This is a genomic window from Mycobacterium sp. M23085 (assembly GCF_045343915.1).
Taxonomy (GTDB): domain Bacteria; phylum Actinomycetota; class Actinomycetes; order Mycobacteriales; family Mycobacteriaceae; genus Mycobacterium.
In genome coordinates this window covers 2,186,264-2,208,686 of the sequence record NZ_CP174280.1, presented here as the reverse complement: position 1 = coordinate 2,208,686, position 22,423 = coordinate 2,186,264, and the positions used below count along the sequence as shown (strand labels likewise).

The following is a 22,423-nucleotide window of genomic DNA, read 5'->3' as shown; positions in this document are numbered from 1 at the left end:
ATTACTGTACATGTGTGCAACAAGTGGCGGGCCAATTGCGGTGCCTGACAGCGTGTCTGGCGGCGGCCGATAGCGTGCCGTCAGCCGCGCAGGCCGTCGATGAACGCCTTCGTCTCGTCCCAGGTGGGCAGCAGGCCGGAGGCGCGCGCCTCTTCGAAACTGGGCGCCGCGGCGTCGCGGTCGGACAAGTTGGGCACCGCCCCATCCACCAGCGGCCAGTCGATGGCCAGCGCCGGATCGGTCGCGCAAATGGTGTGCTCGCGTTGCGGGTTGTATTCCGCCGAGCACAGATACATCACCGTCGAATTGTCTTGCAGCGCCAGGAAGCCGTGCGCCAGGCCCTCGGAGAGGTAGATCGTCCGGTGCTCGGAGTCGTTGAGCAGAACCGAATCCCATTGCCCGAACGTCGGCGAACCCACCCGGATGTCGACGACGACATCGAATACCGAACCGCGAACGCAGGTCACGTACTTGGCCTGGCTCGGCGGCACCTGAGCGTAATGCAGTCCGCGCAGCACCCCGGCCGATGACACCGAGCAATTGGCCTGCCGGACGTCCAACCGGTGGCCGGCGAAGGAGCGGAAACCCTTGTCGGTGAGCCATTCGAAGAAATGGCCGCGCGAATCGCCATGAACGGTAGGGGTGATCTCCCAGGCGCCGGGAATTTTCAGTTCGCGGACTTCCACGCTACTGTCCACGCTCTTCGTAGCGGGCTTCCGACGCGTCTTTCAACGGACGCCACCACGATTCGTTTGCGCGGTACCAGTCAATGGTGGCACGCAGCCCCTCCTCGAAGTCGGTATGCTTTGGCGCCCAACATAATTCGTCATACAACGTGGACGGATCGATGGCGTATCGCAAATCGTGACCAACCCGGTCGGTGACGTGGTCAAAATCGTCGGGTTCACGGCCCATCATCTGCAGCAGCGTGCGCAACACGGTCAGGTTGTCGCGCTCTCCTTCGGAGCTGATCAGGTAGGTGCGCCCGATCTCGCCCTTGTCCAGGATGCGCCGGACCGCGCTGTTGTGGTCATCGACGTGGATCCAGTCGCGGACGTTGGCGCCGGTGCCGTACAGCTTGGGCCGCCGGCCGGTGAGCACGTTGGTGATCTGGCGCGGGATGAATTTCTCGACGTGCTGATAGGGCCCGTAATTGTTGGAGCAGTTCGAAATCGTCGCGCGCACCCCGTACGAGCGCACCCAGGCGCGCACCAGCATGTCGGCGGCGGCTTTGGTCGCCGAATACGGGCTGGACGGGTTATAGGGCGTGGCCTCGGTGAACCGCTGCGGGTCGTCGAGCTCCAGGTCTCCGTAGACCTCGTCGGTCGAGATGTGGTGCAGCCGCACGCCGTAACGCCGCACCGCCTCCAAAATGGTGAAGGTGCCGACCACGTTGGTGTGCAGGAACGGCTCGGGACTGTCCAGCGCGTTGTCGACGTGACTTTCCGCGGCGAAATGCACCACCGCGTCGGATTCGGCGACCAGCCGCGACACCAGCTCGGCGTCGGTGATGTCACCGACCACCAGCTCGATCGAGCCTTCGACGTCGGCCAGTGACTCGCGCCGACCCGCATAGGTCAAGGCGTCGAGCACCGTCACCGAATCCTCGGGGTGTTCGCGGACCGTGCTGTGCACGAAGTTGGCGCCGATGAATCCAGCGCCGCCGGTGACCAGTAACCGCATGCCCAAACCCTAACCGAGCCGGCCGGTCAGCTTGCGGGTGTTAGCCCCAAAGGTCCCGCCAGCTCGCCGAGTGCGGACAGCAGCGCCTCGTCATCAGGGACGCCCAGCACCTGGATCGCCACGTGGTCGGCGCCGGCTGCCAAGTGTTCGTCGAGGCGCTGCGCAATGGCCTCCGGGGTGCCGTGGGCCACCACCGCGTCGATCAGCCTGTCGCTGCCGGGCTGGCGCACGTCGTCTTCGGTGAACCCCAGCCGCAGCCAGTTGTTCACATAGTTGGTCAGGTCCAGATAGGTTTTGACGGTCTCGCGGCCGACCGCGCGGGCCTGCTCGACGTCGGTGCTGAGCACCACCTTGTGCTCCGGTGCCAGGAACACCGTGTTGCCGATCAGGTCGCGTGCCTTGGCCGTGTGTTCCGGTGTGGTGAGGTACGGGTGGGCGCCCGCGCTGCGCTGCGCCGCCAGCCGCAGCACCCGTGGTCCGAGCGCCGCCAGCACCCGACGGCTGGTCGGCACGCCCGCGGCGTCGAGTTCGTCGAGGTAACCGACCAGCGCCTCGTAGGGCTTCACGTATTCCTCGGTGTGCTCGCGGTGGCCTACCCCGACGCCCAGCAGAAACCTTCCCGGGTAGGCGCTTTCGATGCGGGCAAAGGACTCGGCAACCGTCGGTGCGGGCGCTGACCAGATGTTGACGATCCCGGTGGCCAGTTGCAGCGAAGTGGTCCGCGCCAGCGCCGGCTCGGCCCAGGCCAGTTCGGCGTCCGGCGACCAGCCGATCCAGGCCGCGCCATATCCCAGGGATTCGATGCCTTCGGCCAACTCGGGCGTGATCGAGCGGTTGGGCAGCCAGACGCCGAACCGGCCCAAGTCGGGCTTGAGTGCTGCTGCTTCGGTCATCTGGGTCCCTCCTTGCTTGTTACGACGGCTTCAGGCCAAGCGGCCCCGCCAGTTCAGCCAAGGCCGAGACCAGGTTTTCATCCTTCGTCAGGACCTGAACGGGTACGTGATCGGCGCCGGCGTCGAGGTGCTCGTTGAGCCGCGCGGCTATCTGGTCCACGGTGCCATAGGCAACCACCGCGTCCACCAGGCGGTCGCTGCCCGGCCGGGTGACCTCGTCGTCGCTGAAACCCAGCCGCTTCCAGTTGTTTCGGTAATTCGCCAAATTGAAATAGACGTCCAGCGCCTTGCGGCCGATCGCCCGCGCCTTGTCCGCGTCGGTGGTCAACACCACCTTGTGCTCGGGCGCCAGGAAAGCCGACGGGCCGATGATTTCGCGGGCGTGCGCGGTGTGCTCCGGCGTGGTCAGGTAGGGGTGGGCCCCGGCCGAGCGTTCCGCGGACAGCTTCAGCACGCGCGGGCCCAGCGCCGCCACCACCCGGCGGTTGGTGGGCACGCCGTGGTCGTCGAGTTGGTTCAGGTAGTCCACCAGGGCGTCGTAGGGCTTGCGGTACTCGGTCTGCGCCTCGGGGTGGCCGACGCCGATGCCGAGTAGAAACCGGCCCGGGTAGGCCGCCTCGATGCGGTGGAAGGATTCCGCCACCGGTCCCGCGGCCGCGGTCCAGATGTTGACGATGCCGGTGCCCACCTGCAGCGTGGTCGTCGCTTCCAGGAGGGGCTCGACCCAGGCCAGCTCGGCCGGCGGTGAACCGCCGACCCAGACGGCACCGTAGCCCAGCGCTTCGATGTCCCTGGCCTGCTCGGGTGTGACGCCGCGCCCGAACGATCCGAACCGGCCGAGGTCTGGTTTGCCTGCTGCATCGGTCATGGTGTTCCCAACCTGCGCCCCGCGGAGGCTATTCCGGGGCGGCCGCGTGCTCATCCACGTCGTCGAGTTCCGCGACGTCGGCGGCGGGCGGCTCCAGCGGCAGCAGCACGATGAACCGGGTGTCGCCGGGCACTGACTCGACCCGCAGGTCCCCGCGGTGTTTCTTCACCACGATGTTGAACGCCAGGTCCAGGCCCAGTCCGGTGCCTTCGCCGAACGGTTTGGTGGTGAAGAAGGGCTCGAAGATGTGCTCGCGGATATCTGCGGGGATGCCCGGCCCGGTATCGCAGATTTCGACCCGGGCCATGTTCTCGCCGTAGCGGCAGGTGCGGATGGTCAGCGTGCCACCGGTGTCGCGCATGGCGGCGAGCGCGTTGTCGATGATGTTGGTCCACACTTGATTGAGATCGCCTGGATAGCAGGGGATTTCGGGCAGCGTCTTGTCGAAGTCCTTGACTACGGTGATCGGGGGGTTCTCGCCGGTGTCTTTGCCCGCGTCCTTGGTCAACCGATCGGCGAACATCGCCAGCGTGCTGTACAGCAGGTCGTGCACGTTGGCCACCTGGAACGGGGCCCGATCCATTTGCGAATACTGCTTTGCGTCGGCCACCAACGCCGAAATCCTCTTGCTGGCTTCCAGGATCTGGTTCATCAGCAGCTCGCTTTCGATGGTGTAGTTGATCCATCGAATCGCCTGCTCCAGCGACGTCGACCCGAGCTCCTCGCTGACCGCGGAAATCTGCTCCAGCCAGTCGGTGTCGATGCCGCCCTCGACGAACGTCGGCGCGATGTCCCAGCCGCCGTCGATGCCGTGGTCGTCCAGCCAGTCGCCGACGGCGTCCTCGCGGTCGGAGGTCTCCAGCGCGCTCAGGTGCTGTGACGCCGACTTGGCGACCTGCTCGGCCACCCGTTCCTGCAACTGCACCAGCGCGCTCAACGCCTCGGGGGTGACGGTGCCGTCGGCCAGCATCGCCAGCTTGTGGCGCATGTTGGCCACGCGTTCGCGCAGATCCGCCGCGGACCGCGAGATGGCCGCCGCGGGATTGTTCAGCTGATGCGTCAGCCCGGCCGACAACCGGCCCAGCGCCAGCAGCTTCTCCCGGTTGTCGATGATGCGGCGGGTGCGGTCGGTGCCGACGGCGATGCCGTCGAGCAGGTGCACCGCCATGGGGAACTGGTCCCGCATGAACTGGGCGAACACCGGCGCGTCCATCACGAAGAAGCGCGACGGCTTGGTCACGTGCACCGAGGCGTCATAGCTCTTCTGGTTACCGCCGGTGAACGCCCGCCAGGCCCCGCAGTACACGCCGCGCTGCGAGGTGCGATTGGTCTCGATGTCCTGGCCGCCGGACAGCTTGCTCATGGTCAGCTCCCCGTCGATCAGGACGTAGAAGCAGGTCGCCGGTTCGCCTTCGACACAGATCGGGCCCGGTTCGTAGTGCTGGATGTGCCCGTTGCTGCACAGCACCGCCAGCTGCTCGTCGGTGAGCGCCTCGAACAGGAACAGGCTGCGCAGCTCGTCGGGCTCACACGGTACGGCCGTTAGTTCGGCGCCGGTCATGCTTCTCCTAGTTCTCGGCCAGGTATCGGTGCACCAGCATCACCGCCATCGACCCCTCACCGACCGCGGCGGCGACCCGTTTGGCGGACGTGGAGCGGACATCGCCGGTGGCGAAGACCCCGGGCACGCTGGTCTCCAGGTGATGCGGCGGGCGGTCCAGCGTCCAGCCGCACACGTTGCGCAGGTCCGGGCCGGTCAGGATGAACCCGTGGTCGTCGCGGGCCAGCACGCCGTCGAGCCAGTCGGTGCGCGGGGCGGCGCCGATGAAGATGAACATCCGGCCGCAGGTGACGTCCTCGGTTTCGCCGGTCCGGTTGTTGACCAACCTCAGCTGCTCCAGGTGGCCCTCACCGGTGGCGCGCTGCACCTCGGTACAGGTCAGCACGTTGATCTTGGAGTTCGCCTCGATCTGCTGGATGAGGTAGTAGGACATCGACGCCTCCAGCGACGGGGCGCGCACCACGATGCTGACCGACTTGGCCGTCCGCGACAGGTACATCGCCGCCTGGCCGGCCGAGTTCGCCCCGCCGATGACGTAGACCTCTTCGTTTTCGCACTCCGAGGCCACCGAGATGGCCGCGCCGTAGTAGACGCCGCAACCGGTCAGCTCGGTGCAGCCCTCGGCCTGCAGCTGGCGATACGACACCCCGGTGGCCAGGATGACCGCGTGCGCGTCGATCGAGCCGCCGTCGGCGAACCGCACGGTCCGCTTGGGGCCGTTCACCTCGAGGGCGGTGGCCTTGCGGGCGGTGATCAGCTCGGCGCCGAACTTCTCCGCCTGCCGCCGTGCCCGGTCGGCCAGCTGGCTCCCCGACACCCCGTCCGGGAAGCCCAGGTAGTTCTCGATGCGCGAACTCTGCCCGGCCTGACCGCCGGTGGCGATGTGCTCGATGAGCACCGTGCGCAGCCCCTCCGAGGCGCCGTACACGGCCGCCGCCAGGCCGGCGGGCCCGCCGCCGACCACGATCAGGTCGTAGAACTCCTGCGACGGCGTGGTGGTCAGGCCCAGGGTCTCGGCCAGCTGGGCGTCGGTGGGTTCGACCAGGGCGTCACCGCCCTGGGTGACGACCACCGGCAGCCGCCGCCCGTCCTCGCCGGCCGCGGTGAGCAGCCGCTCGCCGGCGGGCTCGTCGGCCATGAACCAGGTGTAGTAGAGGCCGTTGCGGGCCAGGAAGTCGCGGACCTGCCAGGACCGCGCCGACCAGCGGTGGCCGATCACCTTGGTGTGCGGGATGGGGTGCTCGGGTGCGGCCCGCCAGGCGTCCAGCAGCCCGTCGATGACCGGGTAGAACTTCTCCTCCGGCGGATCCCACGGCTTGAGCAGGTAGTGGTCCAGGTCGACGACGTTGATCGCGTCGATGGCGGCGTGGGTGTCGGCGTAGGCGGTGAGCAGCACCCGCCGCGCGGCCGGGTACAGGTCCATCGCCTGCTCGAGGAACTCGATGCCGCTCATCTGCGGCATCCGGTAGTCGGCGATCAGCAGCGCGACCGTCTCGCCGCGCAGCTTGAGCTCCTTGAGTGTGCCCAAAGCGTCGGGCCCGGACTCCGCGCGCACGATCCGGTGCTCCTCGCCGTAGTGGCGGCGCAGGTCGCGGGCGACCGCCCGGGACACCGAGGGATCGTCGTCGACGGTCAGCATGACCGGCTTGCGCTGGGCGGTCGGGGAGCCGGGGGCGGCTGGCGTGCTCATCGGCCTCAAGTATGCGCTCGTCAGCGCCCATGTGGGAGGTCGAGAGGCGGGCCGCACTCCGCCCGCAGCGATTTTGGTGCAGCGGCAGAACCAGGTATCGTGGAACAACGGTGCGGCATCCGCGCCGACTTTTTGTGTGCCAAGTCCCTGGGAATTTCCTGCCACCGGCTCACGTTCCAAGTCGGTGCAATGTCGCGTCGACTAGGCGCAGACGAAGACGAAACTATACGACGAGGATTCTTAACGAGTTATGGCCAAGAAGGACGGCGCCATCGAGGTGGAAGGCCGAGTGGTCGAGCCGCTGCCCAATGCGATGTTCCGCATTGAGCTGGAGAACGGTCACAAGGTGCTTGCCCACATCAGCGGCAAGATGCGGCAGCACTACATCCGCATCCTGCCCGAGGACCGGGTGGTGGTGGAGTTGTCTCCCTACGACCTGTCCCGCGGCCGCATTGTGTACCGGTACAAGTAAAAGCGCCTGATTAGCACACCTACGAATAGACAGAACAGGATCGAACAGCCGTGAAGGTGAACCCGAGCGTCAAGCCAATCTGTGACAAGTGCAGGGTGATCCGTCGGCATGGGCGGGTCATGGTGATCTGCTCCGATCCGCGCCACAAGCAGCGCCAGGGCTAGTCGCCCAGCGCTTCGGCGGCCCCCGCAGTACGCACACAACTGAATGAAGACCTCCCAGCACCACTGAGCGGCTGGCATCTGAAGAGATGGGCCGGCTCATCCACGCCCGGACGGAGGCCGGGCCCCGATCAGACGGATCGGGAACGGGCTGGGATCAGACCTCCGCCGAGAAAAAGAGGAAACGCCACCTATGGCTCGACTAGTAGGCGTCGATCTTCCGCGTGACAAGCGGATGGAGATCGCGCTGACCTATATCTTCGGCGTCGGCCGCACCCGGTCGAACGAGATCCTGGCAGCTACCGGCATCGACCGGAACCTGCGCACCCGGGACCTGACCGATGACCAGCTGACCCACTTGCGTGACTACATCGAAGCGAACCTGAAGGTGGAGGGTGACCTGCGCCGCGAGGTTCAGGCCGACATCCGGCGCAAGATCGAGATTGGTTGCTACCAGGGCCTGCGGCACCGCCGCGGCCTGCCGGTGCGCGGCCAGCGCACCAAGACCAACGCGCGCACCCGCAAGGGACCCAAGCGCACCATCGCCGGCAAGAAGAAGGCCAGGTAATCACCCATGCCACCAGCCAAGAAGGCAGCCTCTGCCCCCAAGAAGGGGCAGAAGACCCGTCGCCGGGAGAAGAAGAACGTCCCGCACGGCGCCGCCCACATCAAGAGCACGTTCAACAACACGATCGTGACCATCACCGACCCGCAGGGCAACGTCATCGCCTGGGCGTCGTCGGGTCACGTCGGGTTCAAGGGTTCGCGCAAGTCGACGCCGTTCGCCGCGCAGCTGGCCGCCGAGAACGCGGCCCGCAAGGCGCAGGAGCACGGCGTGAAGAAGGTCGACGTGTTCGTGAAGGGCCCGGGCTCGGGCCGGGAGACGGCGATCCGGTCGCTGCAGGCCGCCGGTCTGGAGGTCGGCGCGATCTCCGACGTCACCCCCCAGCCGCACAACGGCGTTCGCCCCCCGAAGCGCAGAAGGGTCTAGGAGATAAACCATGGCTCGTTACACCGGACCCGTTACCCGCAAGTCGCGCCGGCTGCGCACCGACCTCGTCGGCGGCGACCAGGCGTTCGAGAAGCGTCCCTACCCGCCCGGCCAGCATGGCCGTGCGCGGATCAAGGAAAGCGAATACCTGCTGCAGCTGCAGGAGAAGCAGAAGGCCCGCTTCACCTACGGCGTGATGGAGAAGCAGTTCCGCCGCTACTACGAAGAGGCCGTGCGCCAGCCCGGCAAGACGGGTGAAGAGCTGCTGCGCATCCTGGAGAGCCGGCTGGACAACGTCGTGTACCGCGCCGGGCTGGCGCGTACCCGCCGGATGGCGCGTCAGCTGGTCAGCCACGGCCACTTCAGCGTCAACGGCGTGCACGTCAACGTTCCCAGCTACCGGGTGTCGCAGTACGACATCATCGACGTGCGGGACGGCTCGCTGAACACGGTGCCGTTCCAGATCGCGCGGGAGACGGCGGGCGACCGCCCGATCCCGAGCTGGCTGCAGGTGGTGGGGGAGCGTCAGCGCATCCTCGTGCACCAGCTGCCCGAGCGGGCGCAGATCGACGTGCCGCTCACCGAGCAGCTCATCGTCGAGTTCTACTCGAAGTAAGAGCAGTTTTCCGCCGGTGCAGCCGCACCGGCGGGTCTTAACGGCATCAAATAGCGGGTGCCGAGAAGGAGAAGAAGAAACACCATGCTGATCTCTCAGCGACCCACATTGTCCGAGGAAGTCCTCACCGACAGCCGCTCCCAGTTCGTCATCGAGCCGCTGGAGCCGGGATTCGGTTACACCCTGGGCAACTCGTTGCGCCGGACGCTGCTGTCCTCGATTCCGGGTGCGGCCGTCACCAGCATCCGCATCGACGGCGTGTTGCACGAGTTCACCACCGTGCCGGGCGTCAAGGAAGACGTCACCGCGATCATCTTGAACCTCAAGAGCCTGGTGGTGTCCTCCGAGGAGGACGAGCCGGTCACCATGTACCTGCGCAAGCAGGGCCCGGGTGAGGTCACCGCGGGGGACATCGTGCCGCCCGCCGGTGTCACCGTGCACAACCCCGACCTGCACATCGCCACGCTGAACGACAAGGGCAAGCTCGAGGTCGAGCTGGTCGTCGAGCGCGGCCGCGGCTACGTGCCGGCCGTGCAGAACCGTGCCTCGGGTGCCGAAATCGGCCGTATCCCGGTCGATTCCATCTACTCGCCGGTGCTCAAGGTCACCTACAAGGTGGACGCCACCCGTGTCGAGCAGCGCACCGACTTCGACAAGCTGATCCTGGACGTCGAGACCAAGAGCTCGATCAACCCCCGCGACGCGCTGGCGTCGGCGGGCAAGACCCTGGTCGAATTGTTCGGCCTGGCACGCGAACTCAACGTCGAGGCCGAGGGCATCGAGATCGGGCCGTCGCCGGCCGAGGCCGACCACATCGCGTCGTTCGCCCTGCCGATCGACGACCTGGATCTGACGGTGCGGTCCTACAACTGCCTCAAGCGCGAGGGTGTGCACACCGTCGGCGAGCTGGTCAGCCGGACCGAGTCCGACCTGCTCGACATCCGCAACTTCGGTCAGAAGTCCATCGACGAGGTGAAGGTCAAGCTGCACCAGCTGGGCCTGTCGCTCAAGGACAGCCCGCCGAGCTTCGACCCCTCGCAGGTCGCGGGCTACGACGTCGCCACCGGCACCTGGTCATCCGAGGCTGCCTACGACGACCAGGACTACGCGGAAACCGAACAGCTGTAAACGCCCAACCGCTCGAAAGAGTCCGTCCCGGCCCTACCTGATACGGGGGCCGGCCCCACTTAGGAGATAGCGCAATGCCCAAGCCCACCAAGGGGCCTCGCCTCGGCGGGTCGTCTTCGCACCAGAAGGCGCTGCTCGCCAACCTGGCCACCTCGCTGTTCGAGCACGGCCGGATCAAGACGACCGAGCCCAAGGCGCGGGCGCTGCGGCCGTATGCGGAGAAGCTGATCACCCACGCGAAAAAGGGTGCGCTGCACAACCGTCGAGAGGTGCTGAAGAAAATCCGCGACAAGGACGTGGTGCACGCCCTGTTCGCGGAGATCGGTCCGTTCTACGCCGACCGCAACGGCGGCTACACCCGCATCATCAAGGTCGAGCCGCGCAAGGGCGACAACGCGCCCATGGCCGTGATCGAACTGGTGCGGGAGAAGACGGTCACCTCCGAGGCCGATCGGGCTCGTCGGGTGAAGGCCTCCAAGAAGTCCGACGCTCCGGTCGCGGCAGCGGCGGCGCCTCAGGCGGCTGTCGAACCGGAGGAGGCCGTCGGCCCGACGGCCGGGGAAGCCACCACCGAGGTCGAGCAGACCACGGGCGAGGCCGAGCCGACCAAGGCGCAGGCGCAGGCCGAAGACAAGGCCGAGAAGGCCGTGGCCGCGCGGGCCGAAGCCGAGGCCGCCGACGCCGATGACGAGGCTGACGAGAGTTAGCGACGACGTCCGTCTGCGGCTCGATATCGCCTACGACGGAACAGGATTCGCGGGCTGGGCCGCTCAGGCCGGCCAGCGGACCGTGGCCGGAATTCTCGACGAGGCGCTGACGACCGTCTTTCGCACGCCGGTGCGGCTGCGCGCGGCGGGACGCACCGACGCCGGAGTGCACGCCACCGGGCAGGTGGCTCACGTCGACGTGCCGCGCGACGCGCTGCCCAACGCCTACCCGCGCGCACCGCACGTCGGCGAGCCCGAGTTCTTGCCGCTGCTGCGCCGACTGGGCCGGTTCTTGCCCACCGACGTCCGGGTCGTCGATGTCCGCCGCGCCCCGGCGGGTTTCGATGCCAGGTTCTCGGCGCTGCGCCGCCACTATGTGTACCGGATCTCGACGGCGCCGTGGGGAGTGCAGCCGCTGCAGGCCCGCTACGTCACCGGCTGGCCGCGTCCGCTGGACGTCCAGGCGATGGCCACCGCATCCCGAGACCTGCTGGGATTGCACGATTTTGTCGCGTTCTGCCGTCATCGCGAGAACGCCACCACCATTCGCGATCTACAGCGGCTGGAGTGGACGCGCGACGGCGACCTGATCACCGCGCAGGTCAGCGCCGACGCGTTCTGCTGGTCGATGGTGCGCTCACTGGTCGGCGCGCTGCTGGCCGTCGGCGAACACCGCCGGCCCGTCTCCTACTGCCGCGAATTGCTCAGCGCCACAGAGCGAACCAGCGACTTCGCCGCCGCGCCCGCCCACGGCCTGTCGCTGGTCGGTGTCGACTACCCGCCCGATGACCAACTCGCCGCCCGCAACCTCATCACCCGGGACGTGCGCTCGCGCTAGACCCTGGCGGCGACGAAATTCGCTGCCCTGTTGGTCAATCCGGGCACGTAGCTCAGGTGCGAGCTCCACTGCAAGCCGCTCGAGCAGATCGGGTCGCCCGGGTTGCACAGGTCGATGGTCTTGCCCTCGAAATTCGGGGACAGGGCACTCATCAGTTGCCCGGCCCGGCCGGAAGGATTGCCGAACAGGGCGACGGCCGCCACGTGGTCGGCGGCCGCGGGCGGCAGCGGCTGGCGGTAGCCGAGGCCGGGCAGCGGTGCCGCCGTGACGATGTCGACGACGGCGGCGCCCTGCGAATACCCGCCCAGCACCAGCTTGGTGCCCGGGCAGTTGGTGGCCATCTGCTGCAGGTGGGCGCTGGCGTCGTTGGCCCCGTTGGTGGCGGCCAGGAAGTCTTTACTGGCCGGGTAGTTCACCCCGTATGCACCAACGCTTTTGCGGGTCTGCTCGCGCAGCGCGCTGACGAAGGCGCCGCCCACCTTGCCGACACCGGGGGGCTCGTCGGTGCCCCGCGCGAAGACCACTTCAACGCCGGGACACGCCGCCGACGCATGCGGAACCAATTGGGGGGCAATCAAAAACGCGCCCGTTGCGCCAATTCCGATGCCCAGCCCTAACGGGATAAGCCTCACACAGCGATGTTAAGGGGGCGTTGATAACCCGACGGTAACGATTTAGACGAGAGGTGCTTGCGGTGAGTCGGTGGCCGGCGCCGGCAGCGACGGAGCGGGAGCCGGAGCGGTCCCGGTGCCGCCGTGGATCGAGGGGCTGGACCCGGGCGGGGTCTGACCGTACAGCGGCGACGGCTGGCCATAGCCCGGCTGCTGCTGTGGGCCGTAGCCGGGGCCCAGCGGTGGGCCGAATGCGGGCGACTGCTGGCCGAGGCCGGCGGCCGCCAGTTTCTGCGCGACGAACGATGCCGCCTGGGTGGTGTAGACGGGGACGTAGCCCTCGGTGTGTCCGCTCCACTCGTTGCCCTCGCCCGCGTGACAGATCGGGTCGTTGGGGTTGCAATAGTCGGCGGCCTTGGAGCCCAGCATCGCGCTCTTGGTGGGGAGCGACCCTCCGGCGCGGTCGGCCACGTCACCGAAGGTCACGACGGCGGCGATGTTGTTGGCGTACTGCGCGGGCAGGGTGTTGCCCCAGCTGATGCCGCCGATGGGGACGCCGGCCACGATATCCATCACGGAGGCGCCCTGCGAGTAGCCGCCCAGCACGATCTTGGTGTTCGGGCAGGTTTCCACGCTCTTTTTCACGCGGTCGATGGTGTCGTTGGCGCCGTCGCCGCCGTGCAGCTGCAGCTTGGAGGCGGCGTAGTTCACCCCGTACGGCAGGATGTTCAAGCCGGTCTGCTGGCGCAGCGAGTCCACGAAGGCGTCGCCGACCCGGCCCAGGCCAGTGGGCTCGTTGGTGCCGCGGGCGAAGATGACTTCGACGTCCGGGCAGTCGAAAGCGGAGGCCTTGGGCGCCGTGCCGGGGGTGGCGAGCAGGCCGGCGGCGATAACCAGGGCCGACGCACCCAGACCGATCAAGCGGCCTGCTGACCGCGCGGTGCCCGCCCGAGGGCTACGTGTGCGGTGAGTTTTCACCGGGCGATTTTACCCAAATTGTGATCCGGTGAAACTCCCCTGGCCTGTGGATAACCGATCTGCCACCGCGAAAAGGCGGCTTACCGTGACCGTTGACGGATTTCAGGGGCGGGAGATCAGGTGCCGCGTCAGCCGGCCACGTGGCTGCACCTCAGCGCTTATCGGTATTTGCTGCGGCGCATCGAGGGCGCGTTGCTGGGCGAGGGTAGCGGGGCGGGCGGGCGCTCGCGGGCGCATCCGGTGGCGTTCGGGTGCGTGATCACCGCCGTCGTGGTGGCGGGCTGCGCGCTGCTGGCCGTGCTGCGGCCTCATCCGGCGCTGGACCGCGCGCAGATCGTGGTGGGCCGGGAATCCGGTGCCCTCTTCGTCCGAGTGGGCGACGTCTGGCATCCGGTGCTCAACCTGGCTTCGGCCCGGCTCATCGCGGCGACGGCCGCCACCCCGCAGCCGGTCACCGAATCGGACCTGGACAGCACCAAACGCGGTCCGCTGCTGGGCATTCCGGGCGCACCGCAATTTCTCGGCAGGCCGCTGTCCGCAGGGGATATGAGTTGGTTGGTCTGTGCCAGCACCGGCGCCGGCACCACGACGGTCGTCATCGGCCGCCGCTCCGAGGCCCCGGCGGTGCACCGGCTGGCGGCCGGGCACGCCATCCTGGTGGCCACCGCACCGGGTTCGCCTGCCTACCTGCTCTACGACGGACACCGCGCGATGGTGGACCTCGACGATGCCGCCGTGCTGCGCGCGCTGCGCATCGAGGGCCGAGCGCCGCTGCGCGTCTCGCAGGCGTTGCTGAATGCCGTGCCGGAAGCGCCACCGATCGCGCCGCCCCGCATCCGCGCTCGGGGAGTCAGGCCGCCGGGACTGCAAGGCTTCACCGTCGGCAGTGTGCTTCGCATCACACGGGCCGACGGCGACGAGTTTTACGCGGTGCTGGCGACCGGGGTGCAGCGCATCGGCCGGGTGGCCGCTGACCTGCTGCGCCTGAGCAACCCGACGGGAACGGCCAACCCGGTCGCCGTCGCGCCCGACGCTATCCGGGCCGCTGCCGTCGTCGCAGATCTGCCGGTCGCCCTGTTTCCCGACCGGGCGCCGACGTTGTCCGAGCCCGCCGGCACGTTGTGCGCCAGCTGGGAGCGGACGCCATCCGGCCAAGTTGGCGTCGAGTTCCTGGCCGAGAGCCGGCTACCGGTGCCAGCGGGTCGGGAGCCGGTGGCGTTGGCGCAAGCCGACGGCAGCGGCCCCGCGTTGGACGCCGTGTACGTGCCGCCCGGCGCAAGCGCCGACGTGCGGGCCGGCGACGGGGCCGGCACCCGCTACCTGATCACCGACTCCGGAGTCCGGTTCGCCATCCACGACGACGACGCCGCGCACGACCTGGGTCTTCACGACGCGGCCCCGGCGCCGTGGCCGCTGCTCACCCTGTTGCCGGCCGGACCGGAGCTGAGCCGGCAGAACGCGTCAATCGCACGCGATGCGGTCGCGGGCTCGCCGTAGGCGACCCCGGACCGCCCCGGTGGCCAGCGCGACGGTCAGCGCAATCAGGCAGACCGCGGCACCGCGGACCGCGATATCGCGGGCGCGGGAGTCGCGCGGTGGGTCGGGCGGCGACGCGAGGATGGGCGCCGGTGCCGGCGGCGGTGCGGGACTGTTGGCGGGAGGACCCGTGCCGCTACCGACGGCGGCGAGCGGATCGATGGTGCCGTTGCCGACCCGGGGATCCCATCCCGCGGGTGGATGATGGGCCGTCGTTTCGATGCGCTGCATCACCTGGCGGGCGGTCAATGCCGGGAAGCGGGCCCGGATCAGCGCGGCCAGTCCGCTGACCACCGGGGCGGCATAGCTGGTGCCGGAGACCGGCTCCGGCGCGAGGGACGTCACCGCCTCACCCGGCGCCGCGACGTCCACCCACGGCCCGGCAAGGCTGAATGCCGACGGCGCGCCACGGGCGTCGACCGACCCGACGGTCAGCACGTAGTCGTCGTACCAGGCCGGGCTGACGGTGACCGTGGCGGTCTGCCAGGTGGCGTCCGCCCGCTGCGGTGGACACTGACCGGAGCCGCCGGTGTTGCCCGCCGCCGCCACGACGACGGCATTCTTGACGTCGACGGCGTAGGCCAGCGCCGCGCCCAGCGCGCGGTCATCGAGCGCCGAATCCGCCGGCGCGCAGGCAATCGACGAGATGTTGATCACCGAGGCCCCCAGGTCGGCCGCCGTCCGGACGGCCTTCGCGAGGGTGTCGACATCACCCACCCCGGTCCGGGCGCGGTCGTCGGCGGGGGCGAACTTCGCGCTGGACTGACGAATGCTGATCAACGTGGCTTCCGGTGCCACCCCGCTGAAGCCATCGGCCTTGGAATCGGCGGTGGCCGCGATGATTCCGGCCACCAGCGTGCCGTGCGCGTCGCAATCCTGTGTACCGTCGCCGGTGGACACGTAGTCACCGCCGGGCACCACAGCGGGCAGCCGACGGTGTCGTGAGATCCCGGTGTCGATGACCGCGACCCGCTGTCCGCCGCCGCGGCTGAGTTGCCAGACCGCCGACAGGTCGGCCAGGCCGGCAGGCTGATCGCGGCCCGGTCCGGAATCGACGGTCATCGTCGCGCACACCTCGCGCTGCACGGTCGGCCACGGGGCCGCCGGCAAGGCGGGCTTGGGTAACCACCTGTCATCGACGTCCGGAGGCGAAACCGCCTGTGCCACCGGTGTTCCGAGCGCTCCCGACAATGTCAGCGCCGACACCGCCAGCAGGCGGCCGGCGGATGGACTCACCATGTCAGGTTCAGTCCCCGGGCCGCACCGTAAAGCCCACATATCCAGCATGTCAACGGAACCGTGGCGGCCAGCGCCAACCACTCCAGCAGATCGACGCTTCGACGTAGGACGGGCGATGCGGGCCGTGCCGGGCCGACGAAGCCCAGGTACATTGCCACGGCGACCGACATCGTCGTCATCGCCGCGATGCACGGGCCGGGCAATGGTGCGCACCAGGCCGCTACGCCGAAGGTCGTTGCGGCAGTGATAATTCCGCAGATCGCGAACACCAGCATTGTTCTCATGTCGGTGGATCGGGAGCGCACCAACAGCAGCGCGCCGGTGAGCGCGCCGAACGCGGTGCAGGACAGGCGAGGTGCGCCGGCAAGCACGGTGACGACCGCACCGACCGTGGCCGATACCGAGAGCCCGGCATGCAGGCCTGCCAGCCAGCCGCCGGCGCGCACCGCTTGGCCACGCACTCGCGCGCCACTCGGTTCGGTTCCTGCCGCGTCCGGCGTCTGCAGGCGGGGCGAGAGGCCCGCCAGTGCGATCGATGCGCGCGCCGCCATTCCGAGCAGGACAAGCGATGCCAGCGCAGCCGCCGAAGCGATGACGCGCAGTGACGCCGCGCTGATCGCACCCAGCAGGCACGCCGCCGCGATGACCACGGTGGAGCACGACACGGCGGTCAATGTGACCACGCCGCAACCCGATACGCGCATCGCGACAGCCGCGGTCGCCGCGGCCGCCGTCGCGGCCAGCAACACATTGGGGATGCCCGGCCCGCCGGGCACCGCCACGAAGCCGGCCACCGCCGCGAACCCGGTGGCGACCACGCTCAACGCCAGCCCGGCGGTCTGGTCTCGACAACCGCGGTGCGCGACCGCCGCCAACCCGAGGGCCAGGGCGCCTGCCGATACCAACGCGGCCACCGTGGCGGCGGTATCCCGAGTCGCGTTGCCGCCAAGCGTGTTACGCGCGATCGTCAGCCCTCCTACCCCGGCGGCAAGGATTGCCGCCGCCGCCCCGGCGAGTCGGGATGCCCGCGTACGCGCAGCGCCATCGCGCGGCTCGGTTCCCGCGTCGAGCGTGGCCGCCACGGCCTGCGCCACGTCGAAGTAGCGGGGAGCGGGCAACGGCGCGCCGCGCCGACTCAGCACCAGCATGGCGCCATCTCCGATGCCATGTTGCGCCAGCGTCCTAGACGGATCCAAGGCGGATCCACCCGGCACCGATAACCGGTACAGCAAGGCCCCACTGTCGGGGTGGTCAACCTCGAGTATGTCGACCACCGCCGGAATCAGCTCAGCCACAGGGATTCCGGCGGGCAGCGTGACGTCGACGACGGCGGCGTCCCAATGCACCGAGACGCGTCGCAGCCCGGTCTCGGATGCAGGCAACGGCGAACCCTTCGGTCGGATTGGGAATGAACGTAGCGAGGTCCGCACGGCGCGGTATCCGGCTGTCCACAGGTGACTTGTCGCCCGGATGTGACGCCACTTACCGTCGCATGGGAAGGGGATGAGATGACCCAGTCTTTCGTGCCGGCGGTACCGCAGACTTCGAGTGCCGACATCGTTGTCGACGCGCCGCCGGACCTCCCGTCCCCGGCGTCGCCGGGCACACTGCGGCGGCAGCTGCCGGTCGCGCTTTCACTGGTGTGCATGGGCGTCATGACGACGGTCTTCACCGCCGGCACCGGCGTGGCGCGCAACCCGGCGTTGCTGGCATTCCCGGCGATGATGCTGGTTTCGACCGTGGCGACGGGGCTGGCCGGCCGTTCCGGCCGGCACGGCGGTGGGAGCGATGCCGACCGCGACCGGTATCTGGAATACCTGAGCGGGCTGAGTCGATCCGTCTGCGAAATCGCTGTGGCACAGCAGCACTCATCGATCAGCCGCCATCCAGACCCCGACACGCTGTGGACCCTGATCGGCGGCCCGCGGATGTGGGAGCGACGGCCAACCGACCCCGACTTCGGCCTGGTGCGGGTGGGCATGGGAACCCAGCCACTGGCCCGCCGCTTGGTTGCCCCCCAGCTCGCCTCGGAGGACTTCGGCGATCCGGTGACCTCGGCGGCACTGCGTCGCTTCCTGCGCACGCATTCGACGATTCAAGCTCCGGTCACGGTCGGCCTGCGGGAGGGGACACTCGTGACGGTCGGCGGTGACCGGGGCGAGGTGCGCGCGTTACTGCGCGCGATCCTCTGCCAGCTCGCTGTGCTGCACGCCCCTGACCAACTGCAGATCGCCGCGGTGATCGACGATGAGAACCGCGGTCACTGGGATTGGCTGAAATGGCTACCACACAACCAACATCCGGAAGCCGCCGATGAGGCCGGCCCGGTGCGGATGGTCTATTCGAGCACAGCAGCGGCGCGGCACGCGCTCGCCACCATCCGAGCACCCGAAGTGGTGGTGCTCACCGACGTCTCCGAGGGCGTCGATCCGGTTATCGGCGCAACCACCATCGCGGTCGGCGGCGGCCGCGACGGGGCACCGCTGGAAATCCGGCCGCCCGTTCAGACCCCACCGGGTTGGCGCCCCGACCAGATGACGCCCGTCGACGCACTGATCTGCGCGCGCCGCCTGGCCGGGCACCACGCGCGCGGTGTGCGCCCGGACGGATCCGATCCCTGGTGGCCACGGCTGGCCGGGCTGCACCAGCTGGACCGGTTCGACCCGGTGGCGCTGTGGGGTCGCCAGCGACAGCGCGACCGGCTTCGCGTACCGATCGGAACCGCGGTGCAGGGCATCCCACTCGAGCTGGACATCAAAGAGCCGGCCGAAGGCGGGATGGGGCCGCATGGGCTGTGCATCGGTGCCACCGGTTCGGGCAAGTCAGAACTGTTGCGCTGCATCGCGTTGGGCATGATGGCGCGCAACTCGCCGGAAACGCTGAACCTGCTACTCGTCGACTTCAAAGGTGGCGCGACGTTTCTCGATTACGCGGGCGCCCCGCACGTGGCCGCGGTGATCACCAACCTGGCCGACGATGCGCCGCTGGTGGCCCGGATGCGCGATGCCCTGGCCGGTGAGATGAACCGTCGCCAGCAGCTGCTGCGGACAGCGGGCTGCGTCAGCGTCGCGGCGTACGAACGGGCACGCAGGGTTGGTCCGGCGCCGGCGCTGCCGACATTGTTCGTCATCGTCGACGAGTTCTCCGAATTGCTCAGCCAGCATCCCGATTTCGCCGACACGTTCGTCGCGATCGGTCGCCTCGGCCGGTCGCTGGGCATCCACCTGCTGCTGGCCAGTCAGCGTCTCGAGGAGGGCCGGCTGCGTGGGCTGGAATCCCACCTGTCTTACCGGGTATGCCTGAAAACACTGTCCGCCTCCGAATCCCAAAGCGTGCTCGGTAATCTCGACGCCTACCGACTGCCGAACACCCCGGGCGCCGGCTTCTTGCGCGTCAGCGGCGGTGAGCCGGTGCGCTTCCAGACCGCGTTGGTTTCGGCGCCGCTGCGCAAGGACGCACCGGCTCGCGCACCGGCCGGGACGGTGCCTCCGGTGCGGGTGTTCAGCACCCGGGTAACCGGGGCCGTAAGCCGCACCGTCGAGTTGGACGAGGCGCCCGAACGGACCGTTTCGGGCGCTGTCCTGGACCGGCTGTCTGGCCTGGGCCCACCCGCGCATCCGGTTTGGCTGCCCCCGCTCGGGGCCGCCCCGGCGCTGCACATCGTGCTGGCCGACGTCGAGTGCAGACCGGGCGGCCTGGCCATCCCCATCGGCATAGTCGACCGGCCCTTCGATCAGCGCCGGACGCCGCTGATGCTCGATTTGTCCGCGGCCGCGGGCAATGTGGCGGTCATCGGCGCACCCCAATCGGGAAAGTCGACGACGCTGCGCACACTCATCACGGCACTGGCGGCCACGCATGATCCCGGCCAGGCGCAGTTCTACTGCCTCGATTTCGGTGGAGGGGCACTGTCGGCGGTGCAGGCGATGCCGCATGTGGGTGCGGTTGCCGGGCGAGCGGAGCCGCGCCTGGCCGGCCGGATAGTCGCCGCATGCGAGTCGGTCGTTCGACGCCGGGCAGCCATGTTCCGCGAGCACGGCATCGCGTCGATCGCCGAATACCGCCGGCGACGTGCCGACATGCCTGCCTGCGGTGATCCATTCGGCGACGTGTTCCTCGTCATCGACGGCTGGGCGAGCCTGCGCCAGGCATTCGAATCACTGGAGGAGTCGGTCATCGCGCTTGCGGCGCAGGGGCTTTCGTACGGTGTGCACGTGGTGTTGTCGGCATCACGGTGGCCCGAGGTGCGGCCCGCCCTGAGGGATCAGATCGGCACGCGCATCGAGCTACGCCTGGGTGATCCCGCCGACTCCGAGATAGACCGCCGGGCTGCGCAGCATGTTCCGCGCGACAGCCCGGGCCGTGGTCTGTCCCCTGAGGGGCTGCACATGGTGATCGCCTTGCCCGTCGCCGACGTGCCTGCCGGTGAATCCGTTGCTCCGCCGATACCGTTGCTTCCCGCGCACGTGGATCGCGAGGACGTGGTGCACGGATCGGGCGCCGAGTTGGGCGCCCGGATATTGCTCGGCCTGGCCGAACGCGAAATGCGGCCGACAGCACTTGATTTCGACCACCACACGCATCTTCTGGTGTTCGGCGACAACGGGTGCGGGAAGACCGCGACACTGCGGACGCTGTGCCGGGAGATCGTCCGGACGAAGACACCCATGCAGGCCCAGCTGTTGATCGTCGACTTTCGGCGGGCGCTGCTGGGTGTCGTCGAGTCGGCGCACCTCGGTGGCTATGCCATATCGCCTGCCGCGCTGGCCGTGTTGTTGCCCGATCTGCTCGAGGTCCTGCAGGCGCGGATGCCGCCGCCCGACGCCACCCAGGCCCAGTTGCGCCGTGGCGCATGGTGGTCCGGGCCGGACCTCTATGTCATCGTCGATGACTACGACCTTGTCGCCGGCCCGGCAGGCAATCCGTTGGCGCCGATCGTCGAATTGCTGCCGTACGCCGCGGATCTGGGATTGCATCTGGTCATCGCTCGACACAGCGGCGGGGTCGAGCGCGCGATGTTCGAGCCACTGCTGGCGAGCCTGCGCGACCGCGGTTGCGCGTCACTGTTGATGAGCGGATGTCCGGCTCAGGGCGCGGTGCTCGGCTCCAGCGCGCCGGTGCGATTGCCGCCGGGTCGCGGCGTCCTGACCACTCGGGCCGGTGACGAAGAACTGGTCCAGGTCGCCTGGACCCCACCGTGACCGGCCATCCCGCCATCGTCGAAGCCGGGCCCGGCACGATCCGCCGGTTATGTTGCGCCACAACCGTTTCCGACGATAACGCGGCCGACGTCGTTCGGGCGGCGCTGGACGCGATAGACGACCAGGTGGCGCTGGTGGGGGAGCGGCCGGTGGCCGTCGACGCACTGTGGGAAGCCGCGTTGCGGTCAGCCACCCGCGGCCACGGCGACGGAGTCGTCGTCATCCATCCGTCGTGGTGGTCGGCGTCGCGCGTGGGTGTGGTGAGCGCGGCCGCCGCGGCAGCGGCAGCCGAGCCGCGGACGCGGGTGCGATCGTCGCTGCTGGTGCGGGCGTCTCCGGCCGCCCCGGACGCCACGGTGGTGGTCGAAATCGCCGAGCGGTTGGTGGTGATCACCGCACGCGAGGTCACCGCCATCCCGCGCACGGCAGAACCGCGTGCCGTCGCCCACGACGTTGTGAACGTCGTGGCCGCGACGGCACCCGCGGCCGTACTGATCGATGCACCGAGCGCCGTCTCCGGCGCGTCGGCGCTGGCGGCACTGATTGGCCGAGCGGTGCGTAAAGCCGCCCGGGAGGCCCCAGACATACTCGAAGTCAACGACATTCGGCTGGCCCGGCTGGCGCGGTCGGCCTACCGGCCCACCACCGAGCCGTCGGGGGCGGCCGGTGCCGCGCCTGCCGGTGGCGGCCGACCGCGCAGCCGCACGCTGAGCGCATTCGGGGCGGCCGCCCTGATGGTCGGCGCGGCGGCGGCGGCCGCGATGACGATGGGCCGACCCGGTGTGGTGACGCCAAGGCCGGTGCAAACCGCGCCCACAACGTTTCTGGTGGAGGGCCGGGTGGCGCTGTCGGTGCCCGCGACCTGGTCGGTGCAACGGGTGGTCGGCGGACCGGGCTCGGCCCGGGTACAGGTGACATCGCCGGCGGATCCCGAAGTGGCCCTGCACCTCACCCAGTCCCCGGTCGCCGGCGAGACGCTGAGCGGCACCGCGGACCGGTTGAGGCGCGCGATCGACACCGAGCCGCCCGGGTTGTTCGTCGACTTCAACCCGTCCGGGATCAGCGCCGGGCGGCCGGCGGTGACCTACCGCGAAGTGCGGCCCGGCCATCAGGTGCGCTGGACGGTGCTGCTGGACGGGCCGGTGCGGATCAGCATCGGTTGCCAGAGCCGGGCCGGGGACGAGGACGCCGTACGTGGCGCCTGCGAGCAGGCGGTGCGATCGGCCCGGGCGATCAGTTGAAGATTTTGT

The 22,423-nt window shown here is 68.9% G+C and carries 21 protein-coding genes; 11 read left to right on the top strand and 10 right to left on the bottom strand.

Features of this window, described 5'->3' with window-relative positions; genetic code table 11:
* Positions 1 to 80: 80 nt before the first annotated feature.
* From rfbC to ACIUM1_RS09930, 6 genes are read right to left on the bottom strand one after another with little or no spacing between them, the layout of a single operon-like run.
* Positions 81 to 686, bottom strand: a complete 606-nt coding sequence (gene rfbC, locus ACIUM1_RS09955; RefSeq protein WP_406817621.1) for a dTDP-4-dehydrorhamnose 3,5-epimerase — start codon at positions 684 to 686, stop codon at positions 81 to 83.
* A gap of 1 nt (position 687) precedes the next feature.
* Complete coding sequence (gene rfbB / locus ACIUM1_RS09950; protein ID WP_406816999.1) at positions 688 to 1,683, bottom strand: dTDP-glucose 4,6-dehydratase; 996 nt, start codon at positions 1,681 to 1,683, stop codon at positions 688 to 690.
* 26 nt (positions 1,684 to 1,709) lie between these two features.
* Positions 1,710 to 2,576, bottom strand: coding sequence for an LLM class F420-dependent oxidoreductase (locus ACIUM1_RS09945; RefSeq protein WP_406816998.1), 867 nt, complete (start codon positions 2,574 to 2,576; stop codon positions 1,710 to 1,712).
* Between the two features lie 19 nt (positions 2,577 to 2,595).
* Positions 2,596 to 3,444: an LLM class F420-dependent oxidoreductase gene (locus tag ACIUM1_RS09940; RefSeq protein WP_406816997.1), complete on the bottom strand. Its 849-nt coding sequence runs from the start codon at positions 3,442 to 3,444 to the stop codon at positions 2,596 to 2,598.
* 28 nt (positions 3,445 to 3,472) lie between these two features.
* Complete coding sequence (locus ACIUM1_RS09935) at positions 3,473 to 5,005, bottom strand: ATP-binding protein (protein WP_406816996.1); 1,533 nt, start codon at positions 5,003 to 5,005, stop codon at positions 3,473 to 3,475.
* 7 nt (positions 5,006 to 5,012) lie between these two features.
* The gene (locus ACIUM1_RS09930) at positions 5,013 to 6,695 is read right to left on the bottom strand and encodes an FAD-dependent oxidoreductase (protein WP_406816995.1); all 1,683 of its coding nucleotides are present in this window, start codon (positions 6,693 to 6,695) and stop codon (positions 5,013 to 5,015) included.
* A 250-nt stretch (positions 6,696 to 6,945) separates the two neighbouring features.
* Between ACIUM1_RS09930 and infA the strand changes: the two genes are divergently transcribed.
* From infA to truA, 8 genes are all read left to right on the top strand, one after another.
* On the top strand, positions 6,946 to 7,167 hold the full coding sequence (gene infA / locus ACIUM1_RS09925) for a translation initiation factor IF-1 (protein WP_003418601.1): 222 nt from the start codon (positions 6,946 to 6,948) through the stop codon (positions 7,165 to 7,167).
* Positions 7,168 to 7,217: 50 nt separating this feature from the next.
* Complete coding sequence (gene rpmJ / locus ACIUM1_RS09920) at positions 7,218 to 7,331, top strand: 50S ribosomal protein L36 (protein WP_003879483.1); 114 nt, start codon at positions 7,218 to 7,220, stop codon at positions 7,329 to 7,331.
* 190 nt (positions 7,332 to 7,521) lie between these two features.
* On the top strand, positions 7,522 to 7,896 hold the full coding sequence (rpsM, locus tag ACIUM1_RS09915) for a 30S ribosomal protein S13 (RefSeq protein ID WP_007773477.1): 375 nt from the start codon (positions 7,522 to 7,524) through the stop codon (positions 7,894 to 7,896).
* A 6-nt stretch (positions 7,897 to 7,902) separates the two neighbouring features.
* Positions 7,903 to 8,319: a 30S ribosomal protein S11 gene (gene rpsK / locus ACIUM1_RS09910; RefSeq protein WP_008260256.1), complete on the top strand. Its 417-nt coding sequence runs from the start codon at positions 7,903 to 7,905 to the stop codon at positions 8,317 to 8,319.
* Between the two features lie 10 nt (positions 8,320 to 8,329).
* On the top strand, positions 8,330 to 8,935 hold the full coding sequence (rpsD, locus tag ACIUM1_RS09905; RefSeq protein ID WP_008260255.1) for a 30S ribosomal protein S4: 606 nt from the start codon (positions 8,330 to 8,332) through the stop codon (positions 8,933 to 8,935).
* An 84-nt stretch (positions 8,936 to 9,019) separates the two neighbouring features.
* Positions 9,020 to 10,063 (top strand): DNA-directed RNA polymerase subunit alpha, encoded by a 1,044-nt coding sequence (locus ACIUM1_RS09900; RefSeq protein ID WP_406816994.1) that lies wholly within the window; start codon positions 9,020 to 9,022, stop codon positions 10,061 to 10,063.
* Between the two features lie 74 nt (positions 10,064 to 10,137).
* Positions 10,138 to 10,770, top strand: coding sequence for a 50S ribosomal protein L17 (gene rplQ, locus ACIUM1_RS09895; RefSeq protein WP_406816993.1), 633 nt, complete (start codon positions 10,138 to 10,140; stop codon positions 10,768 to 10,770).
* Complete coding sequence (truA, locus tag ACIUM1_RS09890) at positions 10,748 to 11,608, top strand: tRNA pseudouridine(38-40) synthase TruA (protein WP_406816992.1); 861 nt, start codon at positions 10,748 to 10,750, stop codon at positions 11,606 to 11,608. The genes rplQ and truA overlap by 23 nt, the downstream gene beginning before the upstream one ends.
* Here the strand turns inward: truA and ACIUM1_RS09885 are convergent.
* Together ACIUM1_RS09885 and ACIUM1_RS09880 are read right to left on the bottom strand one after the other, a co-directional pair.
* On the bottom strand, positions 11,605 to 12,240 hold the full coding sequence (locus ACIUM1_RS09885) for a cutinase family protein (protein WP_406816991.1): 636 nt from the start codon (positions 12,238 to 12,240) through the stop codon (positions 11,605 to 11,607). The two genes, truA and ACIUM1_RS09885, sit on opposite strands and share 4 nt — an antisense overlap.
* Positions 12,241 to 12,282: 42 nt before the next feature.
* Positions 12,283 to 13,197 (bottom strand): cutinase family protein, encoded by a 915-nt coding sequence (locus ACIUM1_RS09880; RefSeq protein WP_406816990.1) that lies wholly within the window; start codon positions 13,195 to 13,197, stop codon positions 12,283 to 12,285.
* 120 nt (positions 13,198 to 13,317) lie between these two features.
* Here ACIUM1_RS09880 and eccB point away from each other — a divergent pair, with 120 nt between their 5' ends.
* Positions 13,318 to 14,694: a type VII secretion protein EccB gene (eccB, locus tag ACIUM1_RS09875; protein ID WP_406816989.1), complete on the top strand. Its 1,377-nt coding sequence runs from the start codon at positions 13,318 to 13,320 to the stop codon at positions 14,692 to 14,694.
* Here eccB and mycP read toward each other — a convergent pair.
* Together mycP and eccD are read right to left on the bottom strand one after the other, a co-directional pair.
* Complete coding sequence (mycP, locus tag ACIUM1_RS09870; RefSeq protein ID WP_406816988.1) at positions 14,659 to 15,972, bottom strand: type VII secretion-associated serine protease mycosin; 1,314 nt, start codon at positions 15,970 to 15,972, stop codon at positions 14,659 to 14,661. The genes eccB and mycP overlap by 36 nt on opposite strands.
* Positions 15,966 to 17,354: a type VII secretion integral membrane protein EccD gene (eccD, locus tag ACIUM1_RS09865; RefSeq protein WP_406816987.1), complete on the bottom strand. Its 1,389-nt coding sequence runs from the start codon at positions 17,352 to 17,354 to the stop codon at positions 15,966 to 15,968. Before eccD ends, mycP begins: the two co-directional genes overlap by 7 nt.
* A gap of 126 nt (positions 17,355 to 17,480) precedes the next feature.
* Here eccD and eccCa point away from each other — a divergent pair, with 126 nt between their 5' ends.
* Positions 17,481 to 21,173, top strand: coding sequence for a type VII secretion protein EccCa (eccCa, locus tag ACIUM1_RS09860; RefSeq protein ID WP_406816986.1), 3,693 nt, complete (start codon positions 17,481 to 17,483; stop codon positions 21,171 to 21,173).
* The gene (locus ACIUM1_RS09855; RefSeq protein WP_406816985.1) at positions 21,170 to 22,414 is read left to right on the top strand and encodes a type VII secretion-associated protein; all 1,245 of its coding nucleotides are present in this window, start codon (positions 21,170 to 21,172) and stop codon (positions 22,412 to 22,414) included. The genes eccCa and ACIUM1_RS09855 overlap by 4 nt, the downstream gene beginning before the upstream one ends.
* Positions 22,415 to 22,423: the final 9 nt, after the last annotated feature.